This is a genomic window from Bacteroides xylanisolvens (assembly GCF_018289135.1).
In the GTDB taxonomy this organism is placed as follows: domain Bacteria; phylum Bacteroidota; class Bacteroidia; order Bacteroidales; family Bacteroidaceae; genus Bacteroides; species Bacteroides xylanisolvens.
On sequence record NZ_CP072216.1, the window covers coordinates 5,268,876 to 5,289,920 of the forward strand.

Below are 21,045 nucleotides of genomic sequence, written 5' to 3' on the forward strand. Positions count from 1 at the left end.
TTATTCCGTATGAGAAATCGAATTATGATTTTATGCACGTTTTGTGCTATTGCTATATTTTCTTCTGCACAAGGAAAGTTTTCGATTAAAGGCAATGCTGGTGAGAAATGGAATAATCAGTTGTTGTATTTGTGTCTGATGGATGATGGAGAAAAAGCCAAAGAAGTCGTTCTCGACAGTGCAAAAGTGAAAAAGGGAAAGTTCTCTTTTTCTGGTGTACGTCAGACACCGAATATTGCACTTATTAAGGATAGGGATGGAGAAACTTATCCGTTGATTCTCGAAAAAGGAAAGATTGTGATCAATCTTACCACGAGGACCGTAGGAGGTACGCCGCTGAATGATACTTTGGATGTGGCTTGGAAAGGAATGCAGTCGGTGATAAATAATAACAAACAAATAGTGAAAAGTAATATTTCACTTGTCATGAGCCAAAAATCCGGAGAGAGTTTTAGAGAAGCACTGAAACGGGATACTGCATTTGCTGCAATATGGCGGAGAAATGTGGAGATAGATTTGGCACAGAGGGATTCGATTCGCGCTTTTGTAGAAGAACACCAAAACAGTTTGGTGGGAGTATTTCTGTTATCTTTAAAAGAAGTGTCTATATATCACAGTCTATTGGAAGATATGATGAGCGAGGCTTCTTCTGTGTTTGCGCAGCATGTATTGGTGAAAGATAAATTAGAAAAAATGAGGCAAATGGCCCGGCGTTTTGAGGCCGAGCGTGAAAAGAAAATGACTCCGGAGGAGCGTGAAGAACAAAAGAAACGGCAGGCAATGGACGCTAAGATAAAGATTGGCGAACGTTTTCCGAACGCTAAGGTGAAAGACAATGCTGGAGAGATAAAACAGTTGTCCGACTATGTAGGTAAGGGGAAGTATGTGTTAATAGACTTTTGGGCTTCATGGTGCGGTCCGTGCCGGAATGAAATGCCCAATGTGAAAGCTGCTTATGAGAAATATGCTTCTAAGGGATTTGAGGTGATTAGTATCTCTATAGATAAGAAACAGAAAGCTTGGAGGACTGCTATTGAAGAACGGCTCAGTCTGAAACCTTGGGGGATTGCGTTAAAATTCTTATTTTTGCATCATGAAAACATCCTCTTCCCAAACGATTGATCCTGTTGCTTCTTTAAGCTTGTTCTTGCCTTCAGGAATCCTTGATTACTTTACCCTAGTCAATCATGTTTCTCAGGATACTTGCTTTATTCTTTATTTAGAGGAGAAAGCCACTATTCCTGCTGAGTACTCTGATCTCCATCTTCACTCAAAAGGTTTCCTCCCTGAGATTGAAGTTCAGGACTTCCCTATCCGTGGTAAAGCCGTTTATTTACGTATCAAGCGTCGTCGCTGGGAAGATCCATCCACTGGGCAGACATATAGTCGTGACTGGAGTTTGGTAGCCACCGGTACTCGCATAACCGCTGAGTTCGGTGCTTTTTTAAAAGAATTACTTAGATAATCACGCCGTTAGCTGCCAAAGTGTAGCTGAGCATTACTGTATGGATGGCAAACAGCTTCAAAGCCAATATAAAGACCACCTGAGTGACTTCCAGAATTGGGATCAGAGAGCACATGCCCAAGAGTATATCCTTTATCCAAAGAATATGGGTTATCACCTATGTATTGACGAAACGGCTTTAAGTAAGGGAGATCTTTATACCATCTTAATAAATAGAGATAAGCGAGGTAGGAAAGGTTCTATTATAGCTGTAATTCAGGGCACTAAAACCGATGATATCATTGCGGTACTTACAAAGATGCCACAGGAGCTGCGTAATCAGGTCAAAGAAATTACACTGGATATGGCCGGGAGCATGCAAAAGATTGCCAAAACGTGCTTTCCACGTGCCATGCAGGTGATTGATAGGTTTCATGTACAAAAACTTGTATACGAAGCTGTACAAGAGTTGCGCATTACATATAGATGGCAAGTGATAAAAGAGGAGAATAAAGCTATGAAAGCGGCAAAAGAGAAGGGGGAAGTATATAAAGCAGAAGAACTCGAAAACGGAGATACACTCAGGCAATTATTGGCCAGAAGCAGATATTTATTATTTAAATCACCTGATAAATGGACCAAGAGTCAGAAAATCAGGGCAGAATTACTTTTCAAGCAGTTTGAAGATATTAAGCACGTATATTACTACTCATTGGAGTTGGGAAAGATCTTTTCCACAAACTATGACAAGGATGTAGCAAGAGCAAAGCTGGCACTATGGTATAATAAGATTGAAGAATATGGATACGATACATTCACAACAGTAGCAAACTCTATTGAGAATCATTATGAAAGGATTCTGAACTTCTTTGTGAACAGGAGTACAAATGCAGCAGCGGAAGCATTTAATGCTAAAATCAAAGCATTTAGGGCATCATTTAGAGGAGTAGTGGATATGAGCTTCTTCCTTTTTAGGCTAGCAAAGGTATATGCATGAAGGGAATTGACTAAACTTAATCCCCCAAGAATTACAACTGAGCCTGAAGAACTCGGAATGAACTGGACACAAGTATTGAATGTGGATGCTGCTGATGTATATGGTATTTATGCAATACCCAAAACTTTTCTTGTAGATCCGGAGGGCATTGTTGTTGCAAAAGATTTAAGAAGTAAGAAGCTGGAAAAGACATTGTTTAATCTGTTGGAATGATTGTTGTATTATAGTATCGTGATTTGCTAATCTGGATGAATTTGTTCGTATTGGTGGACAATTCATACCTGCCGTGACAGTTATATCGGATTTCTTACAGCAAGTATGAATAGCTATGGCTTAAATCAGAAGCCCGTCCAATAGCTCTAAATAAAGTCCAATAGCTTCTTCTATTTCTTTTAACATGATATATTCTTCTGCCGTGTGTGAGCGTGACGAACGGCCCGGACCTATTTTCACTGATGGAAAGGACATTAGTGCCTGGTCGGACAATGTTGGAGAACCAAAAGGAACGCGTCCTAGCTTCACAGCTTTTTGAACAAACGGATGTTTCTCGTCGATTCGTGAAGAATTGAGACGGAATGAACGAGCTTGGGCTTCACAGGAAATATGCTTTTTGATTTCAGCAAACAATTCTTCATTTGAGTAAAGCTCGTTACTCCGGACATCGACGATGAAAGTACATTTATCGGGAATCACATTGTGTTGTGTACCGGCATTGATAACAGTGACACTCATCTTCACGGGACCCAACAAGGGTGATTCTTTCTCAAAACGATAGTCACGGAACCAAGCTATGTCGTCTAACACCTTGTAAATTGCATTGTCTCCTTCGTTACGTGCTGCGTGGCCTGCTTTACCTGTTGCGGTCACATCTAGTACCATTAATCCCTTCTCGGCAATGGCAGGTTGCATTTCTGTAGGTTCTCCTACGATAGCGAATGAGACTGGAGGAAGTCCCGGCAATACACTTTCAATTCCGTTTTTTCCTGAGACTTCTTCTTCACAAGAGGCTAGATAAATCAGATTGTATTTTTGCGAAGTACGACATAGTTGCAGGAACACCTGTAATAACGAAACAACGCTGGCACCGGCATCGTTACTTCCTAATCCATATAACTTACCGTTTTCTTCACGTGGAGTGAACGGATCTTTCCGCCAACCGTTAACCGGTTTCACTGTGTCTATGTGGGAGTTAAGTAAAATAGTCGGCTTCTTCAGATCAAACATCGGACTAAAGCACCACACATTATTTCCTTTACGTCCCGTCTGCATACCTGCCATTTCAATATAGTTTTGCAGGAAATCCGCAGCCTGGGTTTCTTCCCGACTGATTGAAGGAATACTAATCAGTGATTTAAGCAGGCTTACAGCCTCTGTTGTCATATACGGAATATCATATTTCATAGTGCAAATCTTTTATCTATACCTTAATCTTTGCACAAAGATAGTCGTTTTGCACAGTTGTTTCAAATAAAAATAATGAATTAATTCTTATCTATTGATTATTAGTTGCTTAGGTCCGGAAAACTATTGAAATCTTTCTTTTTTTGATTCTTTTCTTATGAAAAAGGTTGTTGATAAATTATTTAATAATTAACTTTGTTGAAGGGTTTTATATTTTACTTGTTAATCTTAATGGATATACATGATGATTATCACACGAATGGAAGATAAAGTTCTTCGTTTTAAAAAGTTTTTTGATCTGAATTTCCCCAAAGTAAAAACTTTCGCATGGCAATTGTTAAAATCAGAAGAAGATGCAGAAGATATAGCTCAAGATATATTTGTTAAGCTATGGGAGAAACCGGATTTATGGTTAGAACGTGAAAAATTGGATAGTTATTTATATACAGTTGTACGAAACCATATCTATAATTTTTTGAAGCATAAGGCTGTTGAATATGACTACTTGGATGTTGCAGCAGAAAAAATGCGAATGGCGGAACTGGGATTGCCTACGCCGGATGATGAATTTTGTGCTCATGAACTTGAGCTTTTTGTTCAGATGGCTCTTGAACGCATGCCGGAACAGCGCAGGCGTGTTTTTTTAATGAGCAGAGAGGAAGGGATGACTTCACCGGAAATTGCTGAGAAGTTGAATGTTTCGGTTCGTACAGTTGAGCAACATATCTATAAAGCCCTTCAAGATCTAAAAAAAATCATTTTATTTTTATTTTTTTTCTATTTAGACTAAGTATGTATGTCTGGCAAGTTGTCTCTTATATGTAACACTTGATTTGGTATAGATGAAAAGTAAATTGGAAAAACAGCTACGCTCTTTTATTGACTTTGATTATTCAAAGCGGACAATCGACAGATTTCATCGTTGGATGATTAGTCCTGATTCTGCAGAAGAGAAAGAAATGGCGCTTCATAATTTATGGTTTAAGACGAAAGGAAAGTTTGGACACGGTATGGAGCATTCGTTTCAGCAGGTATTGGATAAAATCGGCATTGAATATACTCCAATGGTTACAAATGTAAATCGTTGGAAGTTGTGGAAATCTGTTGCGGCAGCTGCTGTTATCGTCATTCTGTCTGTGACAACTACTTTGTGGGTAAGTTATAATCATTTTGACAGGGACAATATCGCAATGGTGGAACATTATGTGAATAATGGGGCCAGAGAGACAATCAGTCTTCCGGACGGAACTACTGTATGTCTGAATTCTGGTTCATATGTATTTTATCCTGAAAATCTGGAGGGCAAGACCCGAACGGTTTATCTGATGGGAGAAGCCGAATTTAAAGTGGCAAAAAATCCGGAGAAACCTTTCATTGTGCGATCATCAAATATGGCAATAACTGCCTTGGGAACAGAGTTTAATGTGAAAGCTTATCCGGAAGAAGATATAATAACCACTTCTTTGATCGAAGGGAAAGTACGAGTGGACTGTAATGATACGATTAGTTATGTTTTAACTCCCGGATATCAGGTTGTGTATAATAAATGTACAGCTGACTGCCAAGTGCTGACTGCCAACATGAAAGATGTAACGGCATGGCAACGAGGGGAAATTGTATTTAATAAAGCCACAATTGCTGAAATTATACAGACATTGGAGCGTCATTTTGGAATTATGTTTTATGTTTCTACGAAGAAACGTAATCAGGATCGCTACAACTTTGTGTTTAAAGAAAATGCAGGGCTGGAAGAAGTTTTGGAAGTGATGCAAGTGGTTGTCGGCCAATTTGATTATCGTTTGAAAGACAATGCCTGCCATATAATTTGGTAATGAATATTTTTCTTATTATTTAACGCTCAATTTACTCCGCCTATGTAGAAAAATATCCGGAGAAGGCCCCACCTACTCCGGATATGAAATAAGTTTAGTATTAAAATGGTGTAAAAAATAGTTTACTACCTTTGTTTGACTTGAGAAAATATTATGATTTTAACACTAAAACGCTACTAAGATATGAATTTATATCTGAAAAACATTAGAAAAAGTATATTAATAATTTGTCTGCTATTAGTAGGGTCAGCGATTTATGCTCAGAATAGTAGTAAAATAACAATAAAAAGAAAAAATATTTCACTACAGGAAGCATTGGCTGAAGTCAGGAAGTTAACCCACATGTCTATTTCTTATAATGATTCTCAACTTCCTGTGAATAGAATATCTTTAGATATTGAAAAACAACCTTTGGAGCAAGCTTTGAAAGTAATTCTTAAAGGAACAGGTTTTACATATTTGATAAAAGATAATTATATAATGATTGTGCCGGAACAAAATATCAAAAAGGCTAAAAGCAGAAATATATCCGGCAATGTTGTAGATGCGAAAGGAGAACCGTTAATCGGAGTTACAGTGATTGAAAAAGGAACAACTAACGGTGCGGTGACCGATTTGGATGGCAATTATAAAATAACAACTAAGACTGCAACGCCTGTTCTTGTTTTTTCATACGTAGGTTATCAGACAAAAGAGACTCATGCTACAGAAAATATTGTCAATATTGTTTTGGAGGATGGAGCTCAGGAACTGGGGGAAGTGGTCGTTACGGCTTTAGGAATTAAACGTTCAGAGAAAGCATTAAGTTATAATGTTCAGAAAGTGGGCAATGATGCTGTCACTACTGTGAAGAGTGCCAATTTCATGAATTCATTGTCCGGTAAGGTTGCAGGAGTGAATATCAATGCTTCCTCAGCTGGTATGGGCGGCGCTGCCCGTGTGGTGATGCGTGGTCCGAAGTCTATCAGCCAAAGTAATCAGGCTCTTTATGTTATTGATGGTATTCCTGTGACTGGTAGAAGCCAGGGAGAATTGAAGGGGGATGCAATGATGTATGCGAATCAGCCGGGGACAGAAAGTATTGCGGATGTCAATCCGGAAGATATCGAGTCTATTTCGGTGCTTAGCGGACCGGCTGCTGCCGCTCTTTACGGTTCGGCTGCTGCTCAGGGAGTGGTTATGATTACTACTAAGAAAGGGCAAGAAGGAAAAGTGTCCGTCACGATTTCTAATAGTTCACAGTTTGCCAATCCATTTGTAATGCCAAAGTTTCAGGACCAATATGTGAATCGTCCGGGGGAGATAAAAACTTGGGGAGATAAAGCTGCTTCGGAATTCGGTACTTATGAACCGGCTGATTTCTTTAATACGGGTACTAATATTCAAAACAATATTTCACTGACAGCAGGTACTAGCAAGAATCAGACATATCTTTCTGTGGGTACGACGAATGCACAAGGGATTATTCCTAATAACTCATATGATCGGTATAATTTTACGTTTCGTAATACCACCTCATTCTTGAATGATAAGATGACTTGTGATTTTAACTTTAATTATATTCGTGAGAAAGATAAAAATCTGATGGCTCAAGGTCAGTGGTTTAACCCTTTGACTTCTCTTTATCTTTTCCCGAGGGGAGAAAGTTTTGATGCAATCCGTACATTTGAGGTATATGATCCTGTTCGTAAGATATATGTGCAAAATTGGAACTATGGAGATGCTCTTAAGATGCAGAATCCTTATTGGGTGGCAAACCGTATGAATCGCACTAATGACCGGAATCGTTATATGGTGAGTGCCAGCCTGAAATATGAAATATTAGACTGGCTGAATGTTACCGGGCGTTTGCGCTGGGATGATGCTGCCACTAAGCAGGAAGATAAACGGTATGCCTCTACATTAAAGTTGTTTGCACCTTCCGATTACGGTTTTTATGGCTATGATAAGATTAATGATCAGACATTGTATGGAGACTTGATGCTTAATATCAATAAGACATTAGGGGAGAATTTTAGCATTTCTTCTAATATGGGTGCTTCATTTTCCCGTTTGAAATATGATGTTACCGGTTTTCAGGGAGGTCTGAAAGCTCCTTCTAATGTGTTTACGCCGAATGCTATAGATTATGGAAACGCAACCAATGACAATCGTCCTATTTTTGAGAGCTACAAACATTATATCAATTCAATGTTTATCAGTGCCGAGTTGGGGTATAGAAGTATGCTTTACTTGACTCTGACCGGTCGTAATGATTGGGACTCAGCTTTGCATGGAACCGCACAAACATCATTCTTCTATCCTTCTGTAGGGGTATCTGCGGTTATTTCGGAAATGGCGAAGATGCCACAAATGATTAATTATTTGAAAGTACGTGCTTCGTGGGCGTCTGTCGGTTCGGCCATTGAGCCTAATCTGTCATCGGCATGGAGGTATGAATATAATCCCGCTTTGGGAACTTATAAAACAGTAACTTACAAATTTCCGAAGAAATTTTATCCGGAACGTACGGATTCATGGGAGGCAGGTGTCACTGCACGCTTGTTTGGAAATGCTTTGTCTGTTGACTTGACTGTTTACCAATCCAATACACGCAAACAGACATTGTTGCGGGATGTTACGTCTGGAGCTGCAGGTTTTAATAAGGAATATATTCAAACAGGTAATATCAGGAATCGTGGATTGGAATTATCGGTGGGATATACTAAATCCTGGGCGGATTTTACATGGAGCTCTTCATTGGCTTACAGTATGAACCGTAACAAAATAGTAGAACTGTTGGAGAATCCTAATGAGGTGGTAAGGCAGGCAGGACTTAGTGGTTGCGGAGTAGTCCTGAAAAAAGGTGGTGGTATGGGCGATATTTATACATATACTGACTTTAAGCGTGATGCTGAGGGGAATATCGCTCTTGATTCCAACGGGAATGTGATGCAGACCAACTTGTCCAATCCACAATACCGGGGTTCGGTATTGCCTAAAGGCAATCTTGGTTTTTCAAATGATTTTTCATGGAAAGGTGTGAATCTGGGATTTGTCCTGACTGCGCGCCTGGGAGGTATATGTATGTCACAGACACAGGCTATTCTGGATGAGTATGGCGTTTCAGCGGTGAGTGCTGAAGCACGAAATAATGGTGGTATAGCAGTAAATACCGGAAAAATCTCAGCCGAAGGATATTATGCGGTAGTAGGTGGAGACAATCCTATATGGTCCGAATATATTTACAGTGCGACCAATGTACGTTTACAGGAAGCTCATATTAGCTATACTTTACCTAGAAAATGGTTGAAGAGTAAAGAACTGACCTTGGGAGTGACTGCCAATAATCTGTTTATGATATACAGGAAGGCTCCGTTTGATCCGGAATCAACTGCGTCAACAGGGACTTATTATCAAGGGTTTGATTATTTTATGCAGCCAAGTTTGCGTACCCTGGGATTCAACATCAAATTGAAACTTTGATATTAACTTAAAAAAAAGAAAGATGATGAAGAAAATAAATATAGTGAGAAGTTGGTTGATCGGTTCATTTGTTCTATTCGGGATTACCTCTTGTACTGCGGGGTTTGAGGATGCTAACCGTCCGGGACATGAGACTTCGTTGGAAGAGCTTGGACGAGACGACTATGCGGTTTCCTCTTTTATCACAGAGTTGCAGAACTTTGCTTTTCCTGAACAGGAGAATACTTATCAAAATACGGAAGATCTTATTGGTAATTATTTGGGGCGTTACATGACTTATGTGAAGCCGGATTTTTCGGTGAAGAATTATACTTGTTTTAATGCATCGGACGATTGGAAAATCGTACCGTGGCGGGACGTGTTTGCCAAAGCGACGTCTTCATTTAATGCTGTGGCTGTCCTCACACAAGAAGAGGGCCCCATGTATGCATTGGCATTAATTTTACGTGCGCAGTTAATGTTGCGTTTTACTGATACATACGGTCCTCTTCCTATTGGGGTGGAAGAAGATGCCAATGCTTATTCTTCTCAAGAGAAAGTGTATAGCCATCTCATAGAGACTCTGGATAAAGCAATTTCCATCATAACTCCTTTGGTGGAGACGAATCCGGGATTGGTTTTGAAAGCGGATGCGGATAAGGTGTATGGAGGTAAAATGAATCAATGGTGTAAATTTGCAAACTCGTTGAAGTTGCGTATGGCCATCCGCATGCGATTTGTCAATCAGGATGAAGCTCAGCGAATTGCTGTGGAAGCGTATAAAGCGGGAGTTATTGAACAGAACGAGGACAATTGCGCTATAACATATATTCCCAATGGACAGTATAAGACTTCTGTCGACTGGGGAGACAGTCGTGCCTGTGCCGATTTGGAAAGTTATATGAATGGTTTTGGCGACCCGCGTATTTATCAGTATTTTAAAAATACGGAAGAATATGGTAGACGTTCGGTTGTGGGTTGCCGTGCAGGTGCCAACGTGACCAATAAGGACCTTGCTATGAAAAAATATTCTGCTGCCAATATTGAGGAAGACTCAAGGGGAATGTGGATGACGGCTGCCGAGATGACATTTTGCCGGGCTGAAGGTGCGATGTTAGGTTGGGATATGGGAGGAACTCCCGGTGCGCTTTATAATCAGGCGGTTCGTTTGTCGTTTGAACAATGGGGGGTGGCCGGCCAGGAATATTACTACTTGGAAAATTCGGAAAACACACAAGAGTATTATTATGATGCTGCGGATGGATATGGAGGCAATCATGCACCTGTCAGTACAATCACGGTGAAGTGGGATGATAATGATTCCCCCGAAAGAAAAATGGAAAGGCTGATTGTACAGAAATGGATTGCTTTGTTTCCTGATGGTCAGGAAGGATGGAATGAAATACGTCGTACCGGTTATCCTTGCGTATTTCCTGTGGCTCAGTCCACCAATGGATACGATCTGGATGTGCCGAATCGTATTCCGTTTGATCCGAGAGAGATGAATGGCAATAATCAGGAAAATTATCGGAAAGCTGTTGAAATGTTAGGCGGGAAAGATGATTATGCTGCAAGGATGTGGTGGCAAAATGGCGGTAACAAGTAAGAAATCTAAATGTAAAAAGCTATAAAAATGAAACGATTATATAAATATTTCTTTGGAATTTTAGGAATATCATTTGCTTTGACGGCCTGTGATGATTGGTTGGATACGGAAATTAAAGATCCTGCGAATCTGACTATATCTAATAAGGATGAGGCTTATTATGCCCGTCTGCGTGAATATAAAAAGAGTGATCATCCGGTTGCGTTCGGATGGTATGGTAACTGGACGGGAACCGGTGCCTCTTATGAGAATTCCTTAAAAGGATTGCCGGATAGTGTAGATTTTGTGTCATTGTGGGGAAACTGGAAGAATCCGTCACCTGCTATGATGGAAGATTTACGTTATGTGCAAGAAAAAAAGGGAACGAAGGTATTGTTCTGTTTCCTGGTGCTTGATATTGGCGACCAGATTACACCGCCGATGCCACAGGAGGAAATAGACAATGGTACATCTATAGAAGACTGGAGACATAAGTTCTGGGGGTGGGACTATTCACTGGAGAATCGGTTGGTTGCAGTGGAGAAATATGCGAACGCCTTGTGTGATACGATCGAAAAGTATAATTATGATGGGTTCGATTTCGATGCTGAACCGAATGTACAGCATCCGTTTCCTACCAATAAGGAACTTTGGCAAAATAACGGTCAAGTAATCGCGAAGTTTGTGGAAACGATGTCGAAGAGAGTCGGCCCGAAGTCTGGTACGGGAAAAATGCTGGTTGTGGATGGTGAACCGGATGCACTGCCTGCTGAGCTGTTTCACCATTTTGATTATCTGATTCTGCAAACGTATACAACTTATTATAAGCAAGACAACAGTCGGCTGGATGCTCGCTTCGACAAACAGTATGCCCACTTTAAAGATGTGGCGACAGCTGGAGAGATTGCGAAAAAGATTATTATCTGTGAGAATTTTGAGGATCATGCCAAGACTGGTGGGGCGGCTTTTATACTTCCTGACGGCACGGAGATAAATTCACTTAGTGGTTTTGCTTATTGGAATCCGTCGGTTGGTGGCATACAATATCGCAAAGGCGGTGTAGGAACTTACCATATGGAATATGAGTATAAAGTGAATGCACAAGGGAGCGAAACTTATCCGGCGTTGCGTAAAGCCATACAAATTCAGAATCCAAGTATTAAGTAAATAAAAACGAATAAAAAATGAACAGATATTTATTAAAACAAAATATAATCGGACTATTATTCTTTACATGTCTGTTTGTCGGTTGTGATAATGCCGAATATTCGGTGTTACATAATCAGGCCTATATTTCACAAACTGGTACGAATCCGAATACTGCATTAAAAGTGTTTATTGATCAAGATTTGGTGACAGCCAATTTGAATGTGCGTCTTTCCGATCCGGCAGAGAAAGACTATAACTTTGAGTTTGTGGAAGATGCTGAATTATTGGCAAAGTATAATGAAGTTAATTATACATCCTATAAATTTCTTCCTGCCGAACAGTATAATTTTAAGGGGAAAGAGGCTGTGATAAAGCAGGGGGAGGTTCTTTCGGAATCGTCAGGATTGGAAATTCTTCCCTTGACGCAGGAAATGAAAGATAGCGGAAATAAATACGCCATTGCTTTGACACTTCAGAGTAAAGATGGCGCGGCAGAGGTCTTGAAACCTGGAAGTACTATACTTTATTTACTTGATCCGGCCATTGTGACTTCAGTCCCGGTTTTCAACTCTAGACATAATGCTACTTTCAGTTTGGTTGAAGATTTATCTTTAAGTGAATGGACTTTAGAGTTCTGTGTCAATATGAGCAAACTTGGGAAGAAGGTTGGGGAATTGAATAATCAGGCCCTTTTTGATGGTTCAAGCAGTTTGGGCGAATCGGATGGGCAGATTTATACTCGTTTTGGTGATGCCCCCATTGAAGGAAATCGTTTGCAGATAAAGACTCAGGGCTTACAGATGAACAGTGCAACGTTGTTTGAAGAGAATAAATGGTATCAGATAGCTTGGGTGTGTACAAGCAGCAAGTTGTATCTGTATGTTGACGGAAAATTGGATAATTCGATAGATGTACCGGGTAAAGTGACCAATCTCAGTAAAACGAAATGTAAAATTGGAAATGCCGAATATTTGAAAGCAGATGTTCAGATGAGCGAATTCCGCTTATGGAAGCGGGCTTTATCTCAGCGGGAAATAGCCAACAACTTGTATGCGACCGATCCTCATTCCAATGCATTGTTTGCTTATTTTAAATTCAATGAAGGAAAAGGTGACAGGTTTACCGATGCTACAGGAAATGGAAATGAGGCATGGTGTAATGATCCTGTTGAATGGAGAGATAATGTTCGCCTCAATGCTAACAATTAAATAATGTATTATAACTGAAATATCATGAAATCAATAAAGAAGAATATCATAACTTCGATGGTATTGCTTTTGCCATTGTGGTTTGTTGCATGTGAAAGTGAACGGGAAGTGGGAAGCACTCTTTTCCCGGAAGGAAACAGTGGTGACATTGTCAAAGCATTTATTGACAACCGTTGTTTTTATCCCAAGAATTATATGGAATCTACAGTTGTGCAGGCAGGAAACGGAGGGGATTTGATTGCGGGTTCCGAACAGGTGGATCTCCGGGTGCAATTGACCAATGCTGCTCCCCAGGATTTGTTTTTTTCGATGAAAGTGGAGAATTCGGTATCGGATGCTGGAGAGGATGACGTAACATGGTTGGGAGAAGACGCAATCTCCTTTCTGAATCAAACGGTTACCATCAAAAAGGGAGAACTTGAAAGTGGGGAGATGATATCCTTCACGCTTGATGAGGAATCTGGTTCACTTAAGGAACTTGCTGAGAGTGGAATGGTGGCTTTGTCTTTGGTAACTACTGATGCAGTTGAGATAAGTGAAAATTATAGTACATATTTATGGAAAGTGAATAAGGAAATCACGAATATAGATGTGAATGGTAGTTTGAAAGATAAAACAATGATTGATGTTACTTCTTATGATGTGATTGGAGGATATGGCCTTCCTACACAAGATTTAAGTGATGATGACATGAACACATTCCTAATGAGTTATATTGACTATCCAAATGCTAAAATACCATTTCATATGCATGAGCCTCAGGAAATTATAGGGCTTTCAATTACTCCTGCTGGTTATTGGGGAGCATGGAATTTGGATTATTCAAAAGTGGAATTATTAGGTGGGGATGATCCGGATAATTTGACGCGCATAGGTATAGCGACATGCACAACAGGGATGCCTTCTGATCATACTCCTTGGGAAATAGCTTTTTATTCGCCTGTAAAACTGCGATATCTGACAGTGCATGTACTGGATAATTTCTCTAATGGTGAGTCTGTGAATGCATTATGTGCTGAAATACGATTGTATCGATAGGAGTTAGGGAATATGATTATTTTTCCTAATTTACAGTAGAGTGTAATTTATACTATGCCGGTAAAGATGAAGTATACTTTGCTGGCATAGTTTGGTTTATAATCGTTTGGTTTTTATTGCCAAATATCTGATTCATAATGTTCGTTGCAAAACTCTTGGATTAATGTTGCCTAAATGAAGTAAAACCAATACCTTTGTACCATATTTACTAATACAAAGAGTATGACTTATCATCATTTATCTGTCCTGGTCCATCGTCAGGCCGAAAAATATGGCGACAAGGTAGCCTTAAAATACCGTGACTATGAGACAGCTCAATGGATTCCTATTTCATGGAAGCAGTTCTCCGGATCAGTACGGCAAGCAGCTAATGCTTTCGTGGCATTGGGAGTAGAAGAACAAGAGAATATCGGTATATTTTCACAAAATAAACCCGAATGGTTCTATGTCGACTTTGGCGCGTTTGCCAATCGGGCTGTTACTATTCCGTTTTATGCAACGAGTTCACCTGCGCAGGCGCAATATATCATTAATGATGCGCAGATTCGTTTCCTTTTTGTAGGCGAGCAATACCAGTATGATGCTGCTTTCAGCATCTTTGGTTTCTGTACCTCTCTGCAACAACTGATTATTTTTGACCGTTCGGTAGTGAAAGATCCCCGCGACGTATCGTCTATCTATTTTGATGAGTTTATGGCGATGGGAGAGGGATTACCTCACAATGATACGGTAGAAGAGCGTACCGAACGGGCTTCATACGATGACTTGGCAAACATTCTCTATACATCCGGCACAACGGGTGAACCGAAGGGCGTCATGCTTCATCATTCCTGTTATCTGGAACAGTTTCATACACACGATGACCGTTTGACGACCATGTCGGATAAGGATGTATCTATGAACTTCCTCCCCTTGACACACGTGTTTGAGAAAGCATGGTGTTATCTCTGTATTCATAAAGGAGTGCAGATTTGTATCAATCTCCGTCCGGCGGATATTCAGACAACGATTAAGGAAATTCGTCCGACACTGATGTGTAGTGTTCCCCGTTTCTGGGAGAAAGTATATGCAGGTGTACAGGAGAAAATTAACGAAACAGCAGGGTTGAAGAAAGCACTGATGCTGGATGCTATCCGGGTAGGTAGAATCCATAATCTGGATTATCTGCGTTTGGGTAAGACTCCTCCGGTGATGAATCAACTGAAATATAAATTCTACGAAAAGACAATCTACTCTCTACTGAAAAAAACAATCGGTATTGAGAACGGTAACTTTTTCCCGACTGCCGGTGCTGCCGTTCCCGATGAAATCAATGAATTTGTCCATTCGGTAGGAATCAATATGGTGGTAGGATATGGTTTGACGGAATCGACGGCCACTGTATCTTGTACATTGCCGGTTGGCTATGATATCGGTTCAGTAGGTGTTGTACTTCCGGGAATTGAAGTGAAAATCGGTGAAGACAATGAAATTCTTCTTCGGGGAAAGACGATTACCAAAGGTTATTATAAGAAAGCAGAAGCTACAGCTGCTGCCATTGAACCCGATGGCTGGTTCCATACAGGTGATGCCGGTTACTTTAAAAATGGCCAGCTTTTCCTGACGGAACGCATTAAAGACCTGTTCAAAACATCGAACGGTAAATATGTTGCTCCGCAAGCTTTGGAAACGAAATTGGTTATTGACCGTTATATTGACCAGATTGCCATTATTGCCGATCAGCGTAAGTTTGTTTCCGCTCTGATTGTTCCTGTATATGGGTTTGTGAAAGAGTATGCGGAAGAAAAAGGCATTAAATACAAAGATATGGAGGAACTGTTGAAACATCCGAAGATTGTAGGATTGTTCCGTGCACGGATTGATACACTCCAACAGCAGTTTGCACACTATGAGCAAATCAAACGTTTCACTCTGCTTCCCGAACCGTTCAGTATGGAACGTGGAGAACTGACTAATACGTTGAAATTGAAACGGTCGGTAGTTGCCAAGAATTATAGTGAGCAGATTGAAAAGATGTACGAAGAAAATGAGAAATAAGAGATGGACGGTGAACGTTAAATATGAAACGGTAAACCGTAAACGATAAGTCGCAAACAATAAAACGGTGAACAAAATCTGTGCAATTGGCAGAGTTGTTCACCGTTTATTATTTATAAGTACATCTCCCTAATTAGTTTGTATTGTTTTCATTTTTACAAATTCCTTATAAAGAAAAACTTCTTGATTTTGATAGTATAAACTTATTTAGAGGACAGACTTAGTTTATTCGTTCCTTTTTAGTATCCGAAAATCTGCTCCTGCGTCAATTCTTCAATAAGACCTACAGCTTTCAGCTTATCCAGTTCCAAATCCTTCTTATCTCCCAGAATGCAATAAACATACGTGCGTCCTTTTACCCATTGCTTTTGGAAATCGGCAATGTCTTTCAGCGTCATGTTCTGTATATCATTGTAGAGCTTGATACGTGGGTCTACGTTTTGGCCTAGGTCCTGTGCATTGATATAACTCCAGATGATGTCACCTTTGATGATACGTTTGGTACGCAGGCGGTTCGTTAATCCGTCTTTAGCCAGTTTGAATGCAGCCTCCGATTCCGGCATATTCTCATTCAGTCCGGAGAGTACGACATACGTACGTTCGTTGCCCGGAGATACGTAGAAAGTACAAGCCAAGCGATAGAATTCACTTTTCAGTTCCTCCGGTGTCATGTCCGAAGTACCCAGATATTATGTCAGGAAGAGTGACAAGCAAGAAAGTTTCAATAGTTTGTTCATAATATGACAACATTTTAATAACAAAAACAAAGGTAGCAGATTTTTGCTTATCTTTGTCCCCCGATATCTGAATTTTGTAAATAATAAAATTGTAAATCAAATGATTACTATTGAACAACTTAAAGACGTGAAAGAGCGCACTGATGCGCTGAGGAGGTATCTTTGACATCGACGGGAAGAAAATTCAAGTCGAAGAAGAGCAATTAAGAACACAAGCTCCGGGATTTTGGGATGACCAGAAGAAGGCCGAAGCTCAAATGAAATTGGTGAAAGACCTGCAAAAGTGGATTGAAGGCTACAACGAACTCAAGACATTGGCAGATGAACTTGAACTGGCATTTGATTTCTATAAAGAAGAACTGGTGACCGAGGAAGATGTGGACGCTGCTTACGCCAAAGCTAGTGAAGCGGTAGAGGCACTCGAACTCAAAAATATGCTTCGTGACGAAGCCGACCAGATGGATTGTGTGTTGAAAATCAATTCAGGTGCCGGTGGTACGGAAAGTCAGGACTGGGCTTCTATGCTGATGCGTATGTATCTGCGTTATGCCGAGACCAACGGTTATAAAGCTACCATTGCCAACCTTCAGGAAGGTGACGAAGCCGGAATCAAAACCTGTACTATCAATATTGAAGGTGATTTTGCATACGGTTATTTGAAGGGAGAGAACGGTGTGCACCGCCTGGTTCGTGTTTCTCCGTACAATGCGCAAGGTAAACGTATGACTTCCTTTGCTTCTGTATTCGTTACTCCGCTGGTGGATGACAGTATCGAGGTAAATATTTTGCCTGCCAACATCTCTTGGGATACATTCCGAAGCGGTGGTGCCGGTGGACAGAATGTAAATAAGGTAGAATCCGGTGTCCGTTTGCGTTATCAATACAAAGATCCTTATACCGGTGAGGAAGAAGAAATTCTGATTGAAAATACCGAAACCCGTGACCAGCCGAAGAACCGTGAGAATGCAATGCGTCAACTACGTTCCATCTTGTATGATAAGGAATTGCAGCATCGTATGGCAGAACAGGCGAAAGTGGAAGCCGGTAAGAAGAAGATCGAGTGGGGTTCACAGATCCGTAGCTACGTATTTGATGACCGTCGCGTGAAAGATCATCGTACCAACTATCAGACTTCGGATGTGAACGGTGTGATGGATGGCAAAATAGATGGCTTTATCAAAGCTTATCTGATGGAGTTTTCTTCACAAGAATCATAAAAAATAAAATTAGCAAGAATTATTTTTGGAAAGTTAATAGATTTGTACTTACTTTGTTAGCGTTGAACTTTAAAGCTAACTATTATGGGTAAGGTGAAGAAAAAAGTAGCAATTAGTAAGAAAGAAGAAGAACAAGCCCAGAAGGTTGTCAAAATAGTGTTCGTCTCATTAATTATTTTGGCATTGATTATGCTGATCGCATTTTCCTTTTTCGGCTGATAAGTTCGCCACAAATTATACGGTTAACCCAGATTGTTTGGTTATTGATAGGATGAATATCAAATCCGATCTGTGTTAATCTGCGTAATTTGTGGCGAACTCTTTGTTTTGTAATGCATTTGTGTTCTCTGTAATATAAATGTAACTTTTCTGTCATTTTCCCGTAGTTAATTTGTCATCTCCGTGTATCCTCACAGTTGTACTTTTGCCGTGAATTTAGTAGCAGACAACTGAAATGAGTAGAATCAGAACAACCGTCGTTATGCTTTTGCTGGCGACAATGGCCTTTGGACAGGCAAAAGAAGATGCAGGGGATGGTAAGATGCTGGATAAACAGACCATGGAGTTTAAGGATTATCTGCCGGAGATTCACGGAACAATCCGGGGAAAGTACGAATACCAGACAGAAACAAGTGAAAGCCGTTTTGAAGTACGTAATGCACGCTTCAGTGTTTCGGGAAATGTGCATCCGATAGTTGCTTATAAAGCGGAAATCGACCTTTCCGATGAAGGCTCTATCAAGATGCTTGATGCGTATGCACGTGTTTTTCCGGTGAAAGACCTGAATTTTACGATCGGTCAGATGCGCGTTCCTTTCACGATAGATGCTCACCGCTCACCACATCAGCAGTATTTTGCCAACCGTTCATTCATTGCCAAGCAAGTAGGAAATGTGCGTGATGTCGGTTTGACGGCTGGTTATACGAATAAAGACGGTTTCCCATTTATTCTTGAAGGGGGATTGTTTAACGGCTCCGGTCTGACAAATCAGAAAGAATGGCATAAAACGCTGAATTACTCCATAAAAGCGCAGTTACTGCCTAATAAGAACTGGAATCTGACACTTAGCACCCAAATGATAAAACCGGAAAATGTGCGGATTAATATGTACGATGCCGGTGTCTATTATCAGAATGACCGTTTTCATATTGAGGCGGAATATTTATATAGTCGTCCCTTAAAAAGTACTCATCTGCGGGATATTGCAAGAAAACAGTGTCCCGCAGATTTTTTCAACAAGTAGCCAAAGAACCCTCATGGCTCTTTTGAAGTTGTACGCTGCTGCGGCTAAGAGCAGATTGACAACATCCCCGAACACACCTTTATAAAAGTTGCGTCCTAAACGAAAGTCTGATTTCAAATGCCCGATAGTCGGCTCTATTCCTGCACGCTTGCAGAATAGCTTATGTTTCTTCTTGCGTGTGTAATAACTGTCTTTCCTGTTTGGAACATCGGGTATCAGTATCCCGGTGCCGCCCACCTCTTTCTTTCCTCTGTACCCCCTGTCCCCGGCCAACTTCCTGATCTTCTTTCCGGTAATGCGTTCCACCTGCCTGAGGGATTCTTCAATGGTATGCCCGTCATATTCATTCCGGAAAGACTTGGCACCCAGTATGACACCGGTAATTGAGCGGACGATTGAAACCTTGTTGCCGAACTCGTATTTCTTATGTTCTTTCCCCTTGCTGATACACTGCACCTCCGGTTCATGCAGGGAATAGATTTTCCCGGGAGAATTGCGCTTCTGTGAAAGCACCCGCTCAAAGAGGTCGAGCAGGGAGTCGTAGCCGTGGTTTTCTTTCAGGTTGCGCCTCAGTTCCCTGACAAGCCTTCCCGCAATGGTGCGCAGCCGCTTGTCCGCTTTCAGGGCCTTGCCACGGTTCTTGGGGTGGTTACGGAAACGCTGGTCACGGTAGATCTTCTTGAGGACAAAGGTATAGCTCTGGCGCAAAGGAAGCCCTAAGGATTTTACGACAGACAACACTTTGCGGACTATCTTTTTATGCAACTTCGCATCCGTGGGATAAGTCACGTTCTTTTCCTGTACCGTGGAATCGATGAAGGCCGTGCAGTGATGGTCCGGGCCGTCGTCCTCCTGATTGACGCGGATACTTTCTGACAGAATCAGTTCCATGCCATTTTCTCCGACACGCTTACGGAAGTGTACCAGTTCGCTTGCATTGCAGGGATAGGAAGGCGTGAATTCCAACATACCGCAAAAGTACTGGTAATAAGCATTCTCGCTCCATTGTTCAACAACCGATTCATCGGACAGGTTACGCACGTGCTTAAGAATCAGAAGTCCGCACATCAGGCGGATGGGTTTGGCCGGACGACCGTTGACGGCACAGTATAGCGGGGAGAAAGCTTCTTCAAAACGGCGCCAGTCTATCTTATTGGCAAGCAGGTATAAGGGATGCCTGGGATTCAGCTGGTCTGTCAAAGAGCTGAACAAGGAGGGCTGAGGGGTGGTCTTGTTTATCATAATAATCTGCAAGTTTTCAACCATAAAGATACAAAAACTTGCAGATATATCAAAGCAATTTATATATTAATATGTTGATTATTAGGCGTAAAAGCACATTCTAAGGGGCGACTATATAAAATGTACGGTCACGAAGCATTTAAAGATGTTCATGCGGTGAATAGTTTTATTAATTACGATTTACCATTAAAGAAAGTATTCAATAAAATCTCCTTCCTGGCTCGCTATGATATGATGACCGATCATAGTGATGGTAAGATGGATGAAACGACAAAAGCTTTGATTATAAATGATTATGCCCGACATCGTGTGACAGGCGGAATCACATTAAGTCTTTCCAAAGCTTTCATTGCCGACCTCCGACTGAACTTCGAGAAATATTTCTATAAGAACTCCGGCGTTCCAAAAGAATCGGAACGGGACAAAATCGTGATTGAGTTCATGACGAGATTCTGAAATAAATAGAGACTT

The 21,045-nt window shown here is 40.8% G+C and carries 14 protein-coding genes and 4 pseudogenes; 15 read left to right on the plus strand and 3 right to left on the minus strand.

The annotated features are described in order from the left end of the window. The first annotated feature begins 9 nt into the window (after window positions 1-9). The 4 genes and pseudogenes from INE92_RS21815 to INE92_RS21830 form a co-directional block, all read left to right on the plus strand. Window positions 10-1,122 (plus strand): redoxin domain-containing protein, encoded by a 1,113-nt coding sequence (locus tag INE92_RS21815; protein ID WP_233476902.1) that lies wholly within the window; start codon window positions 10-12, stop codon window positions 1,120-1,122. Next, entirely contained in the window at window positions 1,094-1,465 is a 372-nt protein-coding gene (locus INE92_RS21820) for an ISAon1 family transposase N-terminal region protein (protein ID WP_008640050.1), read from the plus strand. The genes INE92_RS21815 and INE92_RS21820 overlap by 29 nt, the downstream gene beginning before the upstream one ends. Window positions 1,466-1,505: 40 nt before the next feature. Beyond that, a complete protein-coding gene (locus INE92_RS21825) occupies window positions 1,506-2,441 on the plus strand; it encodes an ISAon1 family transposase (RefSeq protein ID WP_008025715.1) in 936 nt (311 codons plus the stop codon). A gap of 36 nt (window positions 2,442-2,477) precedes the next feature. Then, window positions 2,478-2,654, plus strand: a pseudogene (locus tag INE92_RS21830) (peroxiredoxin family protein); the annotation flags it as partial. A gap of 120 nt (window positions 2,655-2,774) precedes the next feature. On the opposite strand, the gene INE92_RS21835 reads toward INE92_RS21830, so the two are convergent. Next, on the minus strand, window positions 2,775-3,842 hold the full coding sequence (locus INE92_RS21835) for a M20 family metallo-hydrolase (RefSeq protein ID WP_008642838.1): 1,068 nt from the start codon (window positions 3,840-3,842) through the stop codon (window positions 2,775-2,777). 244 nt (window positions 3,843-4,086) lie between these two features. Here INE92_RS21835 and INE92_RS21840 point away from each other — a divergent pair, with 244 nt between their 5' ends. The 8 genes from INE92_RS21840 to INE92_RS21875 all read left to right on the plus strand — a co-directional run bounded on the left by INE92_RS21840 (window position 4,087) and on the right by INE92_RS21875 (window position 16,135). Continuing rightward, window positions 4,087-4,632, plus strand: coding sequence for an RNA polymerase sigma-70 factor (locus INE92_RS21840; protein ID WP_008642840.1), 546 nt, complete (start codon window positions 4,087-4,089; stop codon window positions 4,630-4,632). Between the two features lie 52 nt (window positions 4,633-4,684). Beyond that, a complete protein-coding gene (locus INE92_RS21845; RefSeq protein WP_004309565.1) occupies window positions 4,685-5,674 on the plus strand; it encodes a FecR family protein in 990 nt (329 codons plus the stop codon). Window positions 5,675-5,857: 183 nt separating this feature from the next. Continuing rightward, a complete protein-coding gene (locus tag INE92_RS21850) occupies window positions 5,858-9,139 on the plus strand; it encodes a SusC/RagA family TonB-linked outer membrane protein (RefSeq protein ID WP_149945293.1) in 3,282 nt (1,093 codons plus the stop codon). 25 nt (window positions 9,140-9,164) lie between these two features. Beyond that, the gene (locus tag INE92_RS21855) at window positions 9,165-10,724 is read left to right on the plus strand and encodes a SusD/RagB family nutrient-binding outer membrane lipoprotein (RefSeq protein ID WP_004313866.1); all 1,560 of its coding nucleotides are present in this window, start codon (window positions 9,165-9,167) and stop codon (window positions 10,722-10,724) included. Window positions 10,725-10,751: 27 nt separating this feature from the next. Then, window positions 10,752-11,870: a glycoside hydrolase family 18 gene (locus INE92_RS21860; RefSeq protein ID WP_009039751.1), complete on the plus strand. Its 1,119-nt coding sequence runs from the start codon at window positions 10,752-10,754 to the stop codon at window positions 11,868-11,870. A gap of 17 nt (window positions 11,871-11,887) precedes the next feature. Continuing rightward, on the plus strand, window positions 11,888-13,060 hold the full coding sequence (locus INE92_RS21865; RefSeq protein ID WP_009039752.1) for a DUF1735 and LamG domain-containing protein: 1,173 nt from the start codon (window positions 11,888-11,890) through the stop codon (window positions 13,058-13,060). Between the two features lie 24 nt (window positions 13,061-13,084). Beyond that, window positions 13,085-14,098: a discoidin/SUN/FTP domain-containing protein gene (locus INE92_RS21870; RefSeq protein ID WP_009039753.1), complete on the plus strand. Its 1,014-nt coding sequence runs from the start codon at window positions 13,085-13,087 to the stop codon at window positions 14,096-14,098. Between the two features lie 222 nt (window positions 14,099-14,320). Then, on the plus strand, window positions 14,321-16,135 hold the full coding sequence (locus tag INE92_RS21875; RefSeq protein ID WP_015532200.1) for an AMP-dependent synthetase/ligase: 1,815 nt from the start codon (window positions 14,321-14,323) through the stop codon (window positions 16,133-16,135). 239 nt (window positions 16,136-16,374) lie between these two features. Here the strand turns inward: INE92_RS21875 and INE92_RS21880 are convergent. Beyond that, window positions 16,375-16,701: pseudogene (locus tag INE92_RS21880) on the minus strand (insulinase family protein); the annotation flags it as partial. Window positions 16,702-16,972: 271 nt separating this feature from the next. Between INE92_RS21880 and prfB the strand changes: the two are divergent. Continuing rightward, window positions 16,973-18,089 (plus strand): peptide chain release factor 2 gene (gene prfB, locus INE92_RS21885; protein ID WP_117683141.1). Its coding sequence is split into 2 segments (ribosomal slippage): window positions 16,973-17,035 and window positions 17,037-18,089, totalling 1,116 coding nucleotides; the frame shifts between segments, so codons are not numbered across the junction. A 454-nt stretch (window positions 18,090-18,543) separates the two neighbouring features. Next, window positions 18,544-19,257 (plus strand): annotated as a pseudogene (locus INE92_RS21890) (porin); the annotation flags it as partial. A 9-nt stretch (window positions 19,258-19,266) separates the two neighbouring features. Here INE92_RS21890 and INE92_RS21895 read toward each other — a convergent pair. Continuing rightward, window positions 19,267-20,574, minus strand: a complete 1,308-nt coding sequence (locus tag INE92_RS21895; protein WP_008771523.1) for an IS5 family transposase — start codon at window positions 20,572-20,574, stop codon at window positions 19,267-19,269. 111 nt (window positions 20,575-20,685) lie between these two features. Here INE92_RS21895 and INE92_RS21900 point away from each other — a divergent pair. Then, a pseudogene (locus INE92_RS21900) lies at window positions 20,686-21,030 on the plus strand (porin); the annotation flags it as partial. Between the last annotated feature and the right edge of the window lie 15 nt (window positions 21,031-21,045).